Below are 16,049 nucleotides of genomic sequence, written 5' to 3'. Positions count from 1 at the left end.
TCCGCCCGTCAGCAACCCGGCCCCTCAGGGCGCCGGGTGTTTCATCGGCTGGTCCGCCTGGTCGTCAATCCCCAGCAAATCTTCCAGCCGCGCCAGCGACACCTCATCCTTGATCACCGAACGCAGCCATGCGTGCAATGGCTGTTCGCCCCAACGCGCCGCTTTTTCCGCAAGATACGCGACCGGGCTGTGCGGCTCCGTGCGCCGGAAAAAATCGGCCACCTGGCGCAGCTGCGCCAGCGCCTGATCGCGGTGCCCGACCGGTCCGTCGAGCGGCGCCGGCCGCGCCACGGCGATGACGCCGCCCTGCCCTGCCGTCGCTGACGCAGCGCTTGTTACCGCCACCGGCAGGCTTGGTGAGATCAGGTCGATGACGTCGCGCAGCGCCGTGCGCGCCATGCTGTAGCTCGGTCCGTCGTTGCCCAGTTGCGCGTCGACGACGCGTTCCAGTTCGCTCAGGGCCGCGACGCCCGCTTCGCAGTCAACCAGCAGCGCCTGCACGAACGCCGGCTTGCCGCGTGCACGCAGCGCCTCCAGTTCGGCCACCGCGTCCGGCCCCCGTGCGCGCGCCACTTCCCATGCCTGCAGCGTCAGCGCGCCGCTCTCGTCGAGCGCGACACCCTTGGCCAGCGGCGCCACGCGACTGGCCAGCCAGGCCAGGATGCCGATGCGCCGCTCGACGCCGTCTTCGTCGGCCTGCGGATGCACGCCCTCCCAGTAGCGCTCGCACAGCGCGGCCACCAGGCCCAGGCCATCGGCCAGGCCGCGCATGCCGCCGGTCCGGGTGCTTGCCTCGGCCAGCCAGACGGCCAGTTGCAAGTCCTTGCTGCGTGTTTCGAGCAGTGCGGCGCAGCGTTTGCCGACGAACTTCCAGTCGGCTTCCTTGAGCGCCGTGACCCAGGCGCCCTGCTCCAGCGACGGATCGTCGGCCAGACGCGCGCGGGCGATCTCGTCGACTTCGGGCGCAAAGGCCAGGTCGGCGCCGCACGGATTGTCCGGGGTGATTGGTGTGAGCAACAGGTCGATAGCGAGCATGGCGTCTCCGTGGGGTCAAGTCTGCACTGGTTCGATCAGGTATTTGAATTTGCCGGCGCGGGTGGCGCCGACCTTCACGCGCGCGATGGCGCCGCCTTCCATCATCCGCGCCAGCACGCTGTCGGCGATCTCGGGCAGCAGCGTGCCGCCCAGGATGTTGTCGATATTGCGCGCGCCGGAATCGACTTCGGTGCAGCGGCTGAGCACTGCCGCCACCAAGGCGTCGTCGTATTCGAAGCTGGCCTTGTGATTCTCGAGCACGCGCGCACCGATGCGCGCGAGCTTCAGACGGATGATATTGGCCAGCACCTCGTCGCCGATCGGGTAAAACGGCACCACGCTCAAGCGGCCCAGGAACGCCGGCTTGAAATGCTTCATCAGGCTCGGGCGCAGCAGCTCGGCCAGCGCGTCGGGCGTGGGCAGGTCGGCCGCCGGCTTGTTCAGGCAGGCGGCCATCAGCTGGCTGGCGCCGACGTTCGACGTCAGGATGATGATCGTGTTGCGAAAGTCGATGACGCGGCCTTCGGCATCGTCCATCACGCCCTTGTCGAAGACCTGGTAGAACAGTTCGAGCACGTCGGGGTGCGCTTTCTCGGCCTCGTCGAGCAGCACGACGCTGTACGGATTGCGCCGCACCGCTTCGGTCAGCACGCCGCCCTCGCCATAGCCGACATAGCCGGGCGGCGAGCCTTTCAGGCCCGAGACGCTGTGCGCTTCCTGGTATTCGCTCATATTGATCGTGATGAGTTTGCGCTCGCCGCCGTACAGGATGTCGGCCAGCGCCAGCGCCGTTTCGGTCTTGCCCACGCCCGAAGTGCCGACAAACAAAAACACGCCCTTGGGCTTGTTCGGATCGTCGAGGTTGGCGCGCGCCGTGCGCACGCGCTGGGCCACGACGCTGCTCGCGTGGCGCTGGCCCAGGATGCGCTCGTCGAGCATCGCCTGCAGATTGACGACCGTGCGGATTTCATCCTTGACCATGCGTCCGAGCGGGATGCCCGTCCAGGCGGCGACGATGGCGGCAACCGTGTTCCCGTCGACCTGCACCGGCACCAGCGGCGCGTCGCCCTGCAGGCCGCGCAGGCGCTCGGCGAGCGCGCGCAGTTGTGCGCTTCCATCCCCCGCTGCGTTTGGTCCCGCCGCTTCGAGTTCCGCGCGCAGTGTGCCGATCTGGCCCGCCAGCGCCTGCTCGTCGGCCCAGCGGCCCTGCAGCGCGGCCTGCCCGGCCGCCGCACTGGCGCGCTCTTCAACCAGCGATGCCAGTGCGGACGCGTGATCCTCGCCAGCGCTGGCGTCGCGGCGCAGGGCGCCAATGCGGGCATCGACGCGCTCGATGTGGCGCCCGCAATCTTCCAGCAGCGCCGGCGTGGCGCTCTGGCCCAGCGCCACCCTGGCGCAAGCCGTGTCCAGCACGCTGATGGCCTTGTCCGGCAACTGGCGTCCGCTGATGTAGCGGTGCGACAGGCGCACTGCCTCGGTGATGGCCTCGTCGTAGATGCGCACGCCGAAGTGCTGCTCCATCAGCGGCGCCATCGCGCGCAGCATCGCAGCCGCCGTATCTTCGTCGGGTTCCTCGACCTTGATCACCTGGAAGCGCCGCGCGAGCGCCGCATCCTTTTCGAAATATTTCTTGTATTCGCCCCAGGTGGTTGCGGCGATCGTGCGCAGCTCGCCCCGCGCCAGCGCGGGCTTGAGCAGGTTGGCCGCATCGTTCTGGCCGGCCGCGCCGCCGGCGCCGATCATCGTGTGCGCCTCGTCGATGAACAGGATGATCGCGTGGGGGCTTTGCTTGATTTCGTGGATGACATTCTTGAGGCGATTTTCGAACTCGCCCTTGACGCTGGCGCCGGCCTGCAGCAAACCCATATCGAGCGTGTGGATCTCGGCGCCCTTGAGCACGTCCGGCACGTCGCCAAGCGCAATGCGCAGCGCCAGGCCTTCGACGACGGCCGTTTTGCCGACGCCTGCCTCGCCGGTCAGGATCGGGTTGTTCTGGCGCCGCCGCATCAGGATGTCGATCGCCTGGCGGATTTCCATGTCACGCCCGATGACCGGGTCGACCTTGCCGTCGCGCGCACGCGCCGTCAGGCACGTCGTGTACTGATCAAGGGCCGGCGTGGCGCGGCCTGCAGACTGCGCCAGCTCGGACGCAGCATCCGGCCCGGGCTCGCTGCTTTCCGCCGCCAGGTCCGTTTGCTCTACCGAGCCGCGCGTCAGGCGCTCGAGATCGTGCTTCAGGCGGTCGAGCGGGAAGCGCGCAAACAGCGGCGAGGCACGCTGCGCCAGTTGCGCCAGCGACGGCTCGGTCAGGAGTGCAAGCACCAGATGGCTGCTGCGGATTTGCGGAGGCCCGCCGGTGCCGAGCGACGCGATCAGCCAGGCGTGCTCGAACAGCAGCGGCAGATGGCGAGAAAACACAGGTGTGCGCGCGCTGCCGGTGGCAAAGCGCGCCACTTCGCGGCGCAGGTCCGCTTCGAGGCCGGTGAGGCTGATGTCGCAGTGGCGCGCGATCGCGGCCAGATCGCTGCCCGGCTGCTCGATCAGGCCAAGAAACAGGTGCTCGACATCGACTTCATACTGGCCCAGCCCGACGCAGATATTGGCAGCGCGCGTGGCCGCCGCGCGCGTCGTGTCGTTGAGCTTCGAGATCAGCGTCTTGAGATTGATGTCCATCGTGCCTCCTGGTCAGGTGGGGTCGCGGCCTTGGCAGGCCGGACGGTACGGTTGACGTCGTAGTGCAGCGACGACGGTTGCAGCACGGCGTTGAAGTTGATCGTCTCGTCCTGGCCGCCCAGCACGCAACTAGCGTGAATCACAAACTGCAGCCGATTGACGTCGCCCGCATCCGGCGCAAACATGGCGCGCACGCCGGACAGGCGCGGCTCGTGAAACGCGAGCGCCTCTTCGATGCTGCCGCAGACGGCGTCGCGATCAAGGCTGCTGGTCAGGCAAAACCCGGCGAAGTCGATCAGGCCGTAGTTGAGCAGCGACGCGCGCGCATGCGGGTAGCCGGCCAGGTCGGCGGGATCGAGCGCGAGGCGGGTATTGAGCAAGGCTTCGAGATCGCGCGCGATGCTGTCCTTGACGCGTTCGATGCCGGCCGGCGCGCCGGCCGCAAGATCGCGGCGCTCGTCCATCAGGCGGTCGAGCAGGCCTGGCGTACAGCCTTTCATGGTGTCTCCGAGGGGGGGATAATTACAAAGAACACGCGGCGGCGCGCAGCCGCCGCGTGGAAAGCGGCGGGCGCCGCTCAGACGATCTTGTTGGCCGCCAGGTCCCAGCCGCCCGAGGTGTTGCCGCCGGCGCCGCCGGTCACCTTTTGCTGGGTGTATTTCCACTTGATCTTCGAGAACTTCAGGCCCACTGCTTCGTGGATGATGCTGCCTTCGGCAACGCTTGGCTGGACACCGCCGATCAGCACGTTTTCAAGCTCGATCTCGAAGTACTTGATGCGCTCGCCCTGGCCATCGGCGCGCATGAATTCCAGCTTGGCCTTGGGGATGGTTTTGCCTGCCGAGCAGGTTTGCAACAGGATGGGCGAGGCCAGGTCGGCGAGCTTGGTCAGCGCGATTTCCTGGTGCTCGCAGCGCTCGGCAGTGTGACCGCCGCCGGTGGATGCCGTGGCCGACCGGGGCTGGCTCACGCCCCAGTTCACCGAGGTGCACTCGATCCAGTCCTTGTGCCGGTCATCCTGCGACTCGCCTTTGATCCCGTCGATCTGCAGGTACACGTCAATTGCCATGTTCTACTCCAAGTGTGATTGAAACGTCGGTTGAATAACAAGTTGGTTACAGCAGTCAGTTCTTGGTCGATTGCGGCAACTCCGCGACCAAACGGAGCGAAACGGACAGCTCGTCGAGCTGGAAATGCGGTCGCAGGAACGACACGGCGCGGTACACGCCGGGCCGGCCCGGCACCTCGGATACCTGCACGCTGGCTTCGCGCAGCGGGAACTGCGCTTTCTGGTCCTGGCTCGCGTTATCGTCGAGCAGGACGTACTGCGTCAGCCAGCGGTTCAGGTAATCCTCGACATTGGACGCTGCCGCGAAGCTGCCGATCTTGTCGCGCATCATGGATTTCATGTAATGCGCTATACGCGACACAGCAAAGATGTATTGAAGTTGCGACGACAGCACCGCATTCGCATTGGCCGCCTCGTTGTTGTACTTGCGCGCCTTCTGCGCCGACTGCGCCCCAAAAAACGCGGCGTACGACGTGTTCTTGCAGTGCACGAGCGAGATGAAGCCCAGGTCCGACATTTCCTTCTCGCGCCGGTCCGTGATCGCCACTTCGGTCGGACACTTCAGCGCCACCTCGCCCTCGTCGGTCTTGAACGTGTGGGTCGGCAGGTTTTCGACCAGCCCACCGCCCTCAACACCGCGGATTGCCGCGCACCAGCCGTAATCCTCGAACGCGCGCGTCAGGCGCGCGCCGAACGCATACGCCGCGTTGCACCACAGGTAGCGGGAATGGTCGCTGCCGTCGACGTCTTCGACGTAATTGAAGCCTTCGGTGGTCATGCCGTCAGCCGGGTGATACGGCAGCCGGCCCAGGAAGCGCGGCAGCGTCAGGCCGACGTAGCGCGCGTCTTCCGATTCCCGGAACGCCTTCCATTTCGCGTATTCGACGGTGTCGAACACCTTGGCCAGGTCGCGCGGCTTGCCCAGGTCGCCGAAGCTTTCAACGCCGAACAGTTCGGGGCTGGAGGACGTGATGAACGGCGCATGGCTGGCGGCGGCCACGTGCGACATCTGTTCGAGAAAATAGATGTCTTCGGGCTGGCGCGTGATCTCGAAGTCGCCGATCAGCGTACCGTATGGCGCGCCGCCGAAGGTGCCGAATTCTTCTTCGTAGATTTTCTTGAACATCGTGCTCTGGTCGAATTCCATGGCCGACTGGAAGTCTTTCACCAGCTCGCGCTTGGACGCGTTGAGCATGCGGATCTGCAGGTTCGCGCCGGTCGCGCTGTTTTTGACCAGATATTGCAGGCCCGTCCAGCTGCGCTCGAGCTTCTGGAATTCGGGCGCGTGCATCACGCTGGATAACTGGTCGGAGATCATGCGGTCGAGCTCCGCCAGCCGGGCGTCGATCGTGGCCGACAGGTTCGACGACATCACCATCGTGCCCTGCATGACCTGGCTGACCAGCTCCGAGATCAGGTCGCGCGCCCGCACATGCTCGCTGCTGGACGTGGCCACGCGGCTCTGTTCTACGATCTGGTCGAGCAGAGACGCATCCAGTTCGGGGGCGCCCGGCTGTGCGCCCGTTGATTCGAGGACTGCGGCCATCTCAACCCTCCTTGCCGGTGTCGCCCTGCTGCTTGCGCAGGCTGTCGAGCTTTTCGGTGTTGCCCAACACGTCGGTCAGGATGTCTTCGAGCTTGTCGTTCCCGGCCAGCTTGTTGCGCAAATCGGCCAGCTTGGTGCGCGCTTCGAGCAGCCTGGCCAGCGGCGCCACCTGGCGCACCACCGATTCGGGCCGAAAATCGGCCATCTCGCGAAACTGCAGCTGCACGCCGAACTCGCCGCCTTCCGGCGACAGGTGGTTGTCCACCTTGAAGCTCGCCACCGGCGCCACGCCCCCGAGCACCTCGTCAAAATTGCTTGCATCGACATTGACGAATGTGCGGTCCTTCAGGCGTTTCTTGTCGACCTGGGGATCGGTCCCGAAATCACCAACCACACCCACCACGAACGGCAGCTCCTTGTTCTCGGTTGCGTCGCCGATCTCGACGTCATACGTCATCTGCACGCGCGGCGCGCGCACTTTCTGCAACCGTTTTTGTACGCTTTCGTTCTTGGCCATGTCGACTCCAGTAAGGGATGGGATGACCGGCGTGGCCGGCCACTGGTGAGAAATGCCGCGTTATTTCAGGACGTCGAACGGGCTGCCGCCCGCAGGAGCAGGTGCAGGCCGCGACGGCGCCGCCGCCGTCTGGGTGGACGGCTTGCGCACCGGTGCGCGCGTGGCCGGTCGCGTACTGACCAGCACTTCTTCGCCCAGGCTGGTGCGCAGCAGCCTGGCCAGGTCTTGCGCCTCGCTGCGCACCGACCCCTGCAGATTGTTCTTGCGGGTCAGGTCGGCCAGCGCCTTGCTGGCCACACGCAGGCCGCTGACGGCCAGGATGCTGTAGGCCAGCGTGTCGTTGGGGTCGCGCGCCAGGGCTTCCTGGGCATGGCTGATCGCCTCGCCATACTGGCTGGCGTCGAAACGGATCTGCGCCATGCGTACCCACGGTTTCTTGTCGACGGGATGGGCCACGCTGGCAGACTTGAGCAATGCAATCGCTTTTTCGGGCTGGCGCACCGCCAGCGCCGCCTCGGCCTGCACGTAGATGTTCTCGGGCACGGCGGCGCGCGGGGTGTTCGTACTGGTGCCCGTACCGTCGGTGGCGCACCCGGCCAGGACGGCAACGCCGATCAGCATGGGTAACAGTCGTTGGCGAATCATGTTCGGCTCCGGTGGATAAACAAGCCACCATTATTCGCATCGGCACCCGCGTGCAGTTGTGCATGGTCAACAGCGCGTGCATTCAGCAAACAGATGTGGGATCGGTGCGCGAACGGGCGACGCCTTGCGCTGGCGCAGCGTATGCGGGCGGGAAACGGATTCAATCCAACGCTGGCGTTCAAGAAACTGCACAGGAGAACCGGATGACCCCAACCCACCGCTGCGCGCTGTTGATGCTCGCGTTCACGTTCACCGCAACGCTGGCTGGTTGCGGCAACGCCCCGCACGGTTCGTTCGCCAGTGCGGCGCTGGGCGCGGTGGGCCTGCGCAAACAGCCCGGGCTGCCCGAATCACAACAGCCGCCCCGTAACGTGCCACTGCGGCTGCACGCAGCCACACGCCTGAACGTCAACGAGCGCGGCCAGCCGCTGGCGCTCGCGGTGCGCCTCTACAAGCTGCGCCAGAAGGACGCCTTCGAAGAAGCGCCCTACGCCGCCTTCCTCGACCCGCAACAGGAACGCGAGCGGCTCGGCGCCGACCTGCTCGATGTCCGCGAAATCATGCTGGTGCCGGGGCAGCGCTACGAAGTAACCGAGAAGGTGGCGCGCGAAGCCGGCCATGTCGGCATCGTGGCGCTGTTCCACAACCCCGCGGCCGGCCATTGGCGCACGACGGTCAGCAGCGTGGAGGCCGAGCGCAACGGCGTGAATATCGGTCTGCACGCCTGTGCGATGAGTGTGGCCGGTGGCACCGTCAGTGGTGCAAGCACGCTGGGGTCTGTGCGCTGTCAATAAACATCGAAAACTTTCCTGCAAGCTAAGCATTTTCGGACACCAAGCGAGGCCGACGTGAGCATGCCATCCAAGGTCTTATGGGACGAAGGATTGTTCCTGCGGCCCCAGCATTTCCAGCAGCAGGAGCGCTACCACGATGCGCGCCTGAACCAGACCGCGTGCGCGCTGCATCCGTATTGCTGGGGCGTGCGCAGGATGACGATTGACCTGGACGCGCTCAGGAACGACGTACTGCGCCTGGAGGCGCTGTCGCTGCTGTTCCCCGAGGGCGAGGTGTACCGGGCGCCCGATGGCGACATCCTGCCGCCCCAGGTACGCCTGGCCGACCTGCCGCCCGAGCTGCAGACCGTCACCTACCACGCCGCCCTGCCGGCGCTGCGTGCCCATGGCGAGAACTGCACGATCAGCGCCGGCGTCGGCGACGGCTTGCACGAGCTGGAAGACACGCTACGCTTTTCCCGGCATGAGCTCGATACGCATGACCTGTACAGCAGCGCCGCCGAAGCCCCGGTCACCTACCTGCGCAAGGCGCTGCGGCTGGTGGCCGACGGCGACGCGCTCGAAGCCTACGAGAGCTTTCCGCTGCTGCGCCTGCGCCGCGTGGCCACCGGCGGCTTCGAGCCCGATCCCGGCTTCATTCCGCCGAGCCTGTCGATCGACGCGGTGGCCGGCCCGGGCCTGGGCCTGCATGGCGCGCTGGCGCGGCTGATGGAAAAGCTGCTGGCCAAGGTGACCGCGCTGTATGGCGACCTGCGCGAACCAAGCCGCAACGTGGTCGAGATCCGCGGCGGCGACGTGTCGGCGTTCTGGCTGCTGCATACGGCCAGCGCCGGCTATGCGGCGCTGGCCCATTACCTGCACCACCGCGAGCTGCATCCCGAGCGCCTGTACGGCGCGCTGCTGCATCTGGCCGGCGGCCTGATGACCTATTCGCGCAGCTACCGGCTGGACGACCTGCCCGCGTATGTCCACGCCGATCCGGGGCCGCCGTTCGCGCGCCTGGACGGCATCATCCGCGAACTCCTCGACACCGTGATCTCGTCGCGCTACTTCACCATCGCGCTGCACCACGACCGGCCGTCGTACTACCACGGCACGCTCGACTCGGGCCGCATCACGCCCCAGACCACGCTATACCTTGCCGTGGCCGCCGACATGCCGGCGCTGCGCCTGGTCGAAACCGTGCCGCTGCAATTCAAGGTTGGCGCGCCCGAAGACGTCGACCGCTGCGTGCTGTCGGCGCTTCCGGGCGTCAGGCTGCTGCACGCGCCCCAGGTGCCCAGCGCGATTCCCGTGCGGCCCGACATGGTTTACTTCGTCCTCGACGTGCGCGGGGCGCTGTACGACGCCATGCTCAAGTCGCAGGCGATGTCGGTGTATGTCCCCAACGGCCTGCGCGAGCTGCGGCTCGAACTGATCGCGGTGTCGGCATGAGCGCGTTTATCGAGCGCCGCGCCGCGCCCAAAGGCGATACGGGCGAGCGCGCCGTCCGCACGCAACGCCTCAGCGACATCATGTACGAGGGGTTCTACGCGCTGTTCCTGCTCAAGACCGGGTGCGGGCCGCAGGACAAGGTCGCGTTTGCCGACAACATGACGAACTTTCTGATGGACGTCGACCGCAACGCCAAGGCACTCGGGATCGCGGCCGACGATATCCTGGCCGCCAAGTACGCATTCTGCTCGGCGGTCGATGAAATCATCCTGCGCTCGACCTTCGACGTGCGCGACGCGTGGGAAACCCGGCCCCTGCAGCTGCGCGTGTTCGGCGACCAGCTCGCGGGCGAGCATTTCTTCCACCGGCTCGAGGACCTGCGCGCGCGCGGGGCGCAGCAGGTCGAGGCGCTCGAGGTCTTTCATATGTGCCTGCTGCTGGGGTTTCAGGGCCGCTACGCGCTCGACGGCAAGGACAAGCTCGACTACCTGGTGGCGCGCCTGGGCGACGAGATCGCCCGCATGCGCGGCCGCACGCGGGGCTTCGCCCCCCATGCCGAGCGGCCGGACCAGGTGGTCAACCGCGTGCGCAGCGACCTGTCGCTGTGGGTGCTGGGGGCGGTATTTACGGTGGCCGGGCTGGGTGCATACGTGGGTTTCCGGACCGTGCTGGGCAACGACACCGGCTACGCGCTGGCGCATTACAACGATCTGGTGACGCTGCCGCCGAAAGCGGCGAACGTGACGATCACATTGCCGTGAGGCGTTGACGTGTACCGTAGACGTGTACCGTTGACGGCCCCGGCCGGGAGGCCGGGGCGCTTTACTGGATCACCTTGAACTCGATGCGCCGGTTGCGCGCCCTTCCTTCCGGCGTGCGGTTGTCGGCCACCGGGCGGTCGGGCCCCTCGCCCGATACCGCGATCGATTCGGCCCCAATGCCCTGGGCCACCACATAGGCCTTGACCGCTTCGGCCCGCGCCTGGCTCAGCGACAGGTTGCCGGCGCGGGAACCGGCGTTGTCTGTGTGGCCGATGACGCCGACCTTGACGCCCTTGATCTTGTTCAGCGCGGCCGTCATCCCGTCCAGCACGGCGATGCCGGTGGGCGTGAGCGTTGCCTTGCCCGATTCGAACTCGATGATGCGGTCGGCCAGCGCCGTATCGAGCACCGCCTGCTGCGACACCTGCACCCGCAAGCCATTGTTGACCGTGTAAGTGGGATTCAGACTCGCCGCGATGTCGCCCGCGATCTTCTGGCGCTGCTCCTCGCTGGCCACGTCGCCGCGCAGGCTGACGCTGTTGCCGCCGATGTGCAGCTGGCCGCCTTTCACCAGGCGCAGGTTCGGACCGATCAGCCGGCCGACATACGTGTTCCAGTTGGCGGGTGTCGACACGGTGCCGACCGACAGCTGGTCGACCACACGCGCGGCGCCATAGACGCCGCGCAGGCGTTCCAGCAGCGCGGCCCCGGTCGCCTCGTCGGCCACGGTGCCAGTCACCAGCACCGGTGCTTCGGTCTGGCTCTGGGCCTGGGCCTGGGCTGCGCCGTGCTGCAGACCCGCCAGGCACAGCATGACGATCAGTGTGCGAAGTATCACGTCAGGCTCCGATGAAGGTTGTCATGAACAGCGTGCGCGCCAGCGCCAGCGGCAGATCGGGCTGGGCCAGCTGGCTGGCCAGCGCGCGCACGTCGGGCTCGAGCTGCAACTGCTCGTCGATCCAGGCCGTGTGCTGCAGGCGTACCTGCAGGTCAGCGCCCACCAGCGGATCGATCATGGCGCGCAGCGTGTCGGCCAGCGCGGCGCAAAAGCCCACCACCAGCACTGGCCGTCCGTCCTGGTGCGTGATGAACAGCGCCAGGTCGAACCCGGCGCGCCGCAGGAATGGCGCGATCAGCCCGAGCCAGAACGCGGCCACCGGATAGCGCGCTGCCGGGTCAGGCGGCAGCGGCAGCACGAGACTCTTGTCGAGCGTACGGGGCGGGCTGCGCATCACCGGCTGCAGCAAGAGGCCAAGCGCCAGCACCAGCCGCGCGACACCGCAGTCGCCCAGCAACGCGTCGAGCGAACCCACCGTGCCGGCATCGATCCAGGCCGTGCAGGCGCCAACATCACCCAGGCCAATCGTGCTGTCGGCGATCGCCTGCAACGACGCCGTGGGATCGGCATCTGCCAGCACGTTCGGGCAGATCTCCTGCAAAAACATCCACAGCGGGGCAAAAGCGACGGGACAGTGCGCCACGAACGCGGCCGGATCGGCCACCGTCAGCGTGCGCGTGGCCAGAAACGGAAAGCGCCGTCCCGACTGGTCGCGGCTGGCCAGCAGATGCCCGGCCACCGCGTGGTGGCGCGCCGGGCCGACGAGGGCGAAGCTCACCGGCGCCATGGCGTCGTAGTGCACGCGCCAGCGCGCATCGGACGGCAGCAGCGTCATCACCTGCGCCAGCCAGGCGTCGAGCATCCCGATCGTGGCCGGTTCGTGCGCCAGCTTGACGAAGTCGGCGCGCGCCGGCAGCTTGCCGAAGTAACCGATCCGGTCGGGGCGCATCACTGGCCTCCCGTGCTGGCCAGTGCGGGAGCCGCCGGCGTCGCCGCATCGAAGCGGCCGACGATTGCTGGCGGCAGGCGCATGCCACGAAAACCCTGGCCCTGCCCCTGCCCGCCCCCACCTCCGCCCGCTTGCGGGCTGCTGACGATCTTCAGATCCACCGCCACCGTCACATTGTTGCTGCTCCAGCGCAGCTCGAAGACGCCGCCGTCCTTCCTCGTGCGCTGCGCCGACTCGAACAGGCGCTGCAGGCCGAACTGGCCGGGCTGGTTGAACAGCTCCACGGTGCGGCCATCGAACGTCACGGCCGACACGCGCGCACCCGATACGCCCTGTGGCCCCGGATGCACCATATTGCTCCAGCTGGCCGGCGTATTGCGGTAACGGAGCTGCTGGCCATCGATCTCCAGCGTGTATTCGAGCGTGCCGGGCGCCGTGAGCGGCAGCACCTGGAACACGGTCTGCGCCGCCGTGCCGGCCGCTACGCCGTTGTTCGACAGCGGCGCGATCCAGGCCGGGAACGCCGCCACTGCCTGCGGCGCGAGCGAGATGCCGATGTCGGCCCAGGTGCGTGCGGCCAGCACGTCGCCGCGCCGCACCACGAGCGGGCCCATGGCCGTGCCCACGAATTTGGCCACCGCGCCGTCGGGCCCGAACACCTGGCCGATCTCGCCTGGCGTGGCCTCGATGCTCGCGCCTTGCGCGAACGGATACTTGGCCGCCAGCGTGCGCGTGAACGGCTCGACGACCTGCGCCTGCCAGGTCTTGTTGATCTCGGCCTCGGACGGCAGCACGATCATGGCGAAGGTCTGCGTCAGCGGCCGCACGAGCAATGGCCGCAGCGCGCTTTTCTGGCTCTCGCTCATCCCGGTGAGCATCTGTTCGTCGACGTAGCGCAGCGCCTCGGCCAGTTCCGAGCCGGTCCCTTCGAGCGTCTGCTGCATGAACTGCTTGGCGCCCGGCCCCGGGTCGCCCTGGTTCTTCAGCGTATTCAAGCGCGTGCGCAGGCGCGACAGCGCGTCGAGGTAGCCGGTCATCAATGACGCCTCCTTCTCTTTAGCGCCGACCAGGCGCGCCACGCCGGCGAATTCGCGGCCGATCGGGCCCGCGCTTTGCGGCCCCCCGGTCAACTCGGCGGGATCGATGGCATCGGCCAGCGTGCGCGCGTCGGACGGTGCCCGCCGCAGTATTTTTTGCTTGATCCACTCGGCAACGCCCCGTTCGGTCTTGCTCGCGGGCTGGCGCAACCCGCCGGGATTGTCCCAGGCCGTCTCTTCATGGATCGTGCGCAGCAGCCTGGCGATGGGCGACGTCTGTGGATCGCCCAGGCGATTCATCGCCTGCACGCTGGCGTCAAAGCCGCGCAGATCGGTGATCGCCACGCCCTGCACGAACTTGACCCACTCGCGCGCATAGTCGGCCTTGTACAGGTCGATCAGCGCCTTCTGGATCTGCTCCGGGCTGCCCTCGAGCGTCAGGTCGTCGCGCGCCGTGGTCTTGAGCACCCAGTCGACGGTATTGAGTTCGCGGTTCGAGGCTTCGCGGATCGCGCCCAGCACGAACTTGTCCCACGCCGCGCGGGTGAATGCGCCGCTGACCGCATGGCTGCCGGCGACCAGGGCGCTGTCCTGTTCGCCGACGATGCGCGCCACCGTCACCGCCGGGAAGCGGGTGGCGGCGCGCGTGCGGATGTCGGCGTACACGCGCTCGCGCGCCGGCGTGCCGCGCACCACGCGGCGCAGGTGCTCGCGGGTGGTGTCGAGCAGGCCCAGCTTGAGCGTCATCTGCGGCCAGGCCGGGTCGTCGATATTGGCCAGGTGAAAGCTCAGCAGCCGTTCGGCGCTGCGGATCATCTGCTCGCGCGGCATCGCGCCGCGGTGCGTTTCCAGCCAGCCGCGCCAGTAGCGCGTGAGCTGGTCGTTCAGGTGCCCCGGCTCGGCATGGGTTTTATCGCCCAGCATCAGGTAGGTCTTGAGCGCGTTGTAGGCGTCGCCGACGCTGGTAGGCGACGCATCCTGGTACGGCTGGCCAGGCCGGGCCGCCGGCGTGGCGGCCTGGCGCGCCGGATCGAGGCTGGCCGCGTTGCTGTTCACCTCCGTCAGCATGGTCTCGAGCGCGCCCGTCACCGGTTCGACCATCACGGCGCGCACGCCGGCGAAGTATTCGTCGCGCAGCTTGCGCGACAGCTGCCCGCCCTGGTACAGGCCGAAGCCCAGCGCCCACGGCTTGTCCTGGCTGTAGCCGTCGAGCAGCTCGATGCGGTCCTGCAGGATGTCGAGCGCTTCGAGCCGCGACTGCAGGTCGATGCGGCCGGCCTGCAGTTTGGTCACCTTGTCGAGATCGGCCTGCACATTGGCCACCAGCTGGCGGTTGCCCATGTAGGCCCAGGACCAGCCGCCCATCGCGCAGCCCAGCAGGATGGTGGCCGCGAAGAACAGCCCCAGCTTCCAGCGCGCCGCCGCCGGATGCGTGTAGCGCCTGACCAGGTCGCGGTCGGCGAAAATCACCTTGCGAAACAGGTCCAGCAAAAAGTAGCCGGACTGCCCGGCTGCCGGCTCCGTCACCGCGCCTTCACGATTGCCCAGCGCCAGGTCGAAGCGGCTGGCCACGCGCTGGCTCGACAGGTCCTGCACGCTGCCTTCCTGCAGCGCGCTGGTGAAGTAAAAGCCGCGAAACACGGGCTTGAACTGGTAGGTGTTTTCGTCGAACAGCGTGGCCAGGAAGGCGCGCAGCGGCGTCCTGATCGCCGCGAATTCGAGAGGAAACGTGAACACGCCGGGGCGCATCACGGTGCTGCGGTTGGCGCCCATGCCGGCCAGGCTCATCTCTTTCAGGCCATCGACGAGTGCCTCGAACTCATCGTCAAAAAAGGCCAGCACGTCCTGCGGTGCACTGCGGCGGTTGTAGCGCAGCGTGGCGCCCCAGATGCGCTCGCGCTCGGCCTGTTCGCTGCCATGGAAAAAATCCACGAAGCCCGCCACCAGGTCGACCTTCGTGAACACGACATACACGGGCGGATGCACGCCCAGGCGCTCGGTCAGCTCCTGCATGCGGGTGCGCAGGTTCTTGGCCAGTTCGTGCGATGCCGTGGCCGGCCCGGCCATCAGTTCGGCCACGCTGACGGCGATCAGGATGCCGTTGACCGGCGCGCGCTGGCGATGGCGGCGCAGCAGGTCGAGAAAGCCGAACCACTCGGCGCGGTCGTCTTCCTGCACCGAGTAGCGCCCGGCCGTGTCGAGCAGGATGCCGTCGGTGGTGAAGAACCAGTCGCAATTGCGGGTGCCGCCCACGCCCTGCAGGGCCTTGTTGCCGGGGATCGGAAACGTCAGTCCCGAACGGGCGATGGCGCTGCTCTTGCCCGCCGCCGGGTTGCCAATCACCATATACCACGGCAATTCGTACAGCGCCGCCGCGCCGCGCGTCAGGCCCAGCTTGGACGTCTTGATGGTGCTGACCGCATCGAGCAGGTTCTTGCGCAGCACGGCGACATCGCCCTTGCCGTTGTCGTCCATCCCATCGTCCGTGGCGTGACCACCGCCCTCGCCCTCGGCAATGGCCGACGCCAGCCTGGCGCCCTCGCGCGCGCGCCAGGCTCGCCGGATCATCCAGCCGGCGCCCCAGCAGCCGAGCAAGGCCAGGCCCGTGATGGCGGCCCAGACGATGGCGATGTCCAGCGCCACGGCGCCAAGCACCAGCAGCGCCGCGATGGCGAGCACGCCGATCAGGATCAGCATGCGGCTGCTGGTCAGGAAGTTCCAGAATCGCGCCATGGCGGGGCCCAGGTCCGT

The 16,049-nt window shown here is 67.3% G+C and carries 13 protein-coding genes; 3 read left to right on the top strand and 10 right to left on the bottom strand.

Annotated features, from left to right (window positions below; translation table 11 throughout):
- Nucleotides 1-24: 24 nt before the first annotated feature.
- The 7 genes from tssA to AC56LV_RS03120 all read right to left on the bottom strand — a co-directional run bounded on the left by tssA (nt 25) and on the right by AC56LV_RS03120 (nt 7,485).
- On the bottom strand, nt 25-1,035 hold the full coding sequence (tssA, locus tag AC56LV_RS03150) for a type VI secretion system protein TssA (protein WP_499555959.1): 1,011 nt from the start codon (nt 1,033-1,035) through the stop codon (nt 25-27).
- A 15-nt stretch (nt 1,036-1,050) separates the two neighbouring features.
- Nucleotides 1,051-3,708, bottom strand: coding sequence for a type VI secretion system ATPase TssH (tssH, locus tag AC56LV_RS03145; protein ID WP_499555957.1), 2,658 nt, complete (start codon nt 3,706-3,708; stop codon nt 1,051-1,053).
- A complete protein-coding gene (gene tssE, locus AC56LV_RS03140) occupies nt 3,684-4,208 on the bottom strand; it encodes a type VI secretion system baseplate subunit TssE (protein ID WP_499555955.1) in 525 nt (174 codons plus the stop codon). The genes tssH and tssE overlap by 25 nt, the downstream gene beginning before the upstream one ends.
- A gap of 77 nt (nt 4,209-4,285) precedes the next feature.
- Complete coding sequence (locus AC56LV_RS03135) at nt 4,286-4,777, bottom strand: Hcp family type VI secretion system effector (protein ID WP_183551309.1); 492 nt, start codon at nt 4,775-4,777, stop codon at nt 4,286-4,288.
- 55 nt (nt 4,778-4,832) lie between these two features.
- Nucleotides 4,833-6,323, bottom strand: a complete 1,491-nt coding sequence (gene tssC / locus AC56LV_RS03130; RefSeq protein WP_499555953.1) for a type VI secretion system contractile sheath large subunit — start codon at nt 6,321-6,323, stop codon at nt 4,833-4,835.
- Nucleotide 6,324: 1 nt separating this feature from the next.
- On the bottom strand, nt 6,325-6,840 hold the full coding sequence (gene tssB, locus AC56LV_RS03125; protein WP_183551302.1) for a type VI secretion system contractile sheath small subunit: 516 nt from the start codon (nt 6,838-6,840) through the stop codon (nt 6,325-6,327).
- Nucleotides 6,841-6,900: 60 nt separating this feature from the next.
- Complete coding sequence (locus tag AC56LV_RS03120; protein ID WP_499555951.1) at nt 6,901-7,485, bottom strand: tetratricopeptide repeat protein; 585 nt, start codon at nt 7,483-7,485, stop codon at nt 6,901-6,903.
- Between the two features lie 203 nt (nt 7,486-7,688).
- On the opposite strand from AC56LV_RS03120, the gene tssJ reads away from it, so the two are divergent.
- Genes tssJ through icmH form a run of 3 tightly spaced genes read left to right on the top strand, consistent with a single transcriptional unit; the run spans nt 7,689 to nt 10,474 of the window.
- The gene (gene tssJ / locus AC56LV_RS03115; protein ID WP_499555949.1) at nt 7,689-8,279 is read left to right on the top strand and encodes a type VI secretion system lipoprotein TssJ; all 591 of its coding nucleotides are present in this window, start codon (nt 7,689-7,691) and stop codon (nt 8,277-8,279) included.
- A gap of 54 nt (nt 8,280-8,333) precedes the next feature.
- Entirely contained in the window at nt 8,334-9,713 is a 1,380-nt protein-coding gene (gene tssK / locus AC56LV_RS03110) for a type VI secretion system baseplate subunit TssK (RefSeq protein ID WP_499555947.1), read from the top strand.
- A complete protein-coding gene (icmH, locus tag AC56LV_RS03105; protein WP_499555945.1) occupies nt 9,710-10,474 on the top strand; it encodes a type IVB secretion system protein IcmH/DotU in 765 nt (254 codons plus the stop codon). Before tssK ends, icmH begins: the two co-directional genes overlap by 4 nt.
- Before the next feature lie 61 nt (nt 10,475-10,535).
- Here icmH and AC56LV_RS03100 read toward each other — a convergent pair whose 3' ends face one another.
- Genes AC56LV_RS03100 through tssM form a run of 3 tightly spaced genes read right to left on the bottom strand, consistent with a single transcriptional unit; the run spans nt 10,536 to nt 16,031 of the window.
- Entirely contained in the window at nt 10,536-11,312 is a 777-nt protein-coding gene (locus AC56LV_RS03100; protein WP_499555943.1) for an OmpA family protein, read from the bottom strand.
- Nucleotide 11,313: 1 nt separating this feature from the next.
- The gene (gene tagF, locus AC56LV_RS03095) at nt 11,314-12,261 is read right to left on the bottom strand and encodes a type VI secretion system-associated protein TagF (RefSeq protein WP_499555941.1); all 948 of its coding nucleotides are present in this window, start codon (nt 12,259-12,261) and stop codon (nt 11,314-11,316) included.
- Nucleotides 12,261-16,031 carry a type VI secretion system membrane subunit TssM gene (gene tssM, locus AC56LV_RS03090; RefSeq protein ID WP_499555939.1) on the bottom strand — a complete coding sequence of 1,257 codons (3,771 nt, stop codon included), beginning with the start codon at nt 16,029-16,031 and terminating at the stop codon, nt 12,261-12,263. Before tssM ends, tagF begins: the two co-directional genes overlap by 1 nt.
- Nucleotides 16,032-16,049 lie beyond the last annotated feature (18 nt).

The sequence above is a fragment of the Telluria sp. RB2R28 genome (genome assembly GCF_059685835.1).
This window is presented reverse-complemented; position numbering and strand designations above follow the sequence as displayed.

Bases quoted from the DNA above. Each gene is read 5' to 3' on its own strand.
- AC56LV_RS03135 (WP_183551309.1), bottom strand. From the start codon at position 4,777: ATGGCAATTGACGTGTACCTGCAGATCGACGGGATCAAAGGCGAGTCG.
- tssA (WP_499555959.1), bottom strand. From the start codon at position 1,035: ATGCTCGCTATCGACCTGTTGCTCACACCAATCACCCCGGACAATCCG.
- tagF (WP_499555941.1), bottom strand. From the start codon at position 12,261: ATGCGCCCCGACCGGATCGGTTACTTCGGCAAGCTGCCGGCGCGCGCC.
- AC56LV_RS03120 (WP_499555951.1), bottom strand. From the start codon at position 7,485: ATGATTCGCCAACGACTGTTACCCATGCTGATCGGCGTTGCCGTCCTG.
- tssB (WP_183551302.1), bottom strand. From the start codon at position 6,840: ATGGCCAAGAACGAAAGCGTACAAAAACGGTTGCAGAAAGTGCGCGCG.
- tssC (WP_499555953.1), bottom strand. From the start codon at position 6,323: ATGGCCGCAGTCCTCGAATCAACGGGCGCACAGCCGGGCGCCCCCGAA.
- tssE (WP_499555955.1), bottom strand. From the start codon at position 4,208: ATGAAAGGCTGTACGCCAGGCCTGCTCGACCGCCTGATGGACGAGCGC.
- tssH (WP_499555957.1), bottom strand. From the start codon at position 3,708: ATGGACATCAATCTCAAGACGCTGATCTCGAAGCTCAACGACACGACG.
- tssM (WP_499555939.1), bottom strand. From the start codon at position 16,031: ATGGCGCGATTCTGGAACTTCCTGACCAGCAGCCGCATGCTGATCCTG.
- tssJ (WP_499555949.1), top strand. From the start codon at position 7,689: ATGACCCCAACCCACCGCTGCGCGCTGTTGATGCTCGCGTTCACGTTC.
- icmH (WP_499555945.1), top strand. From the start codon at position 9,710: ATGAGCGCGTTTATCGAGCGCCGCGCCGCGCCCAAAGGCGATACGGGC.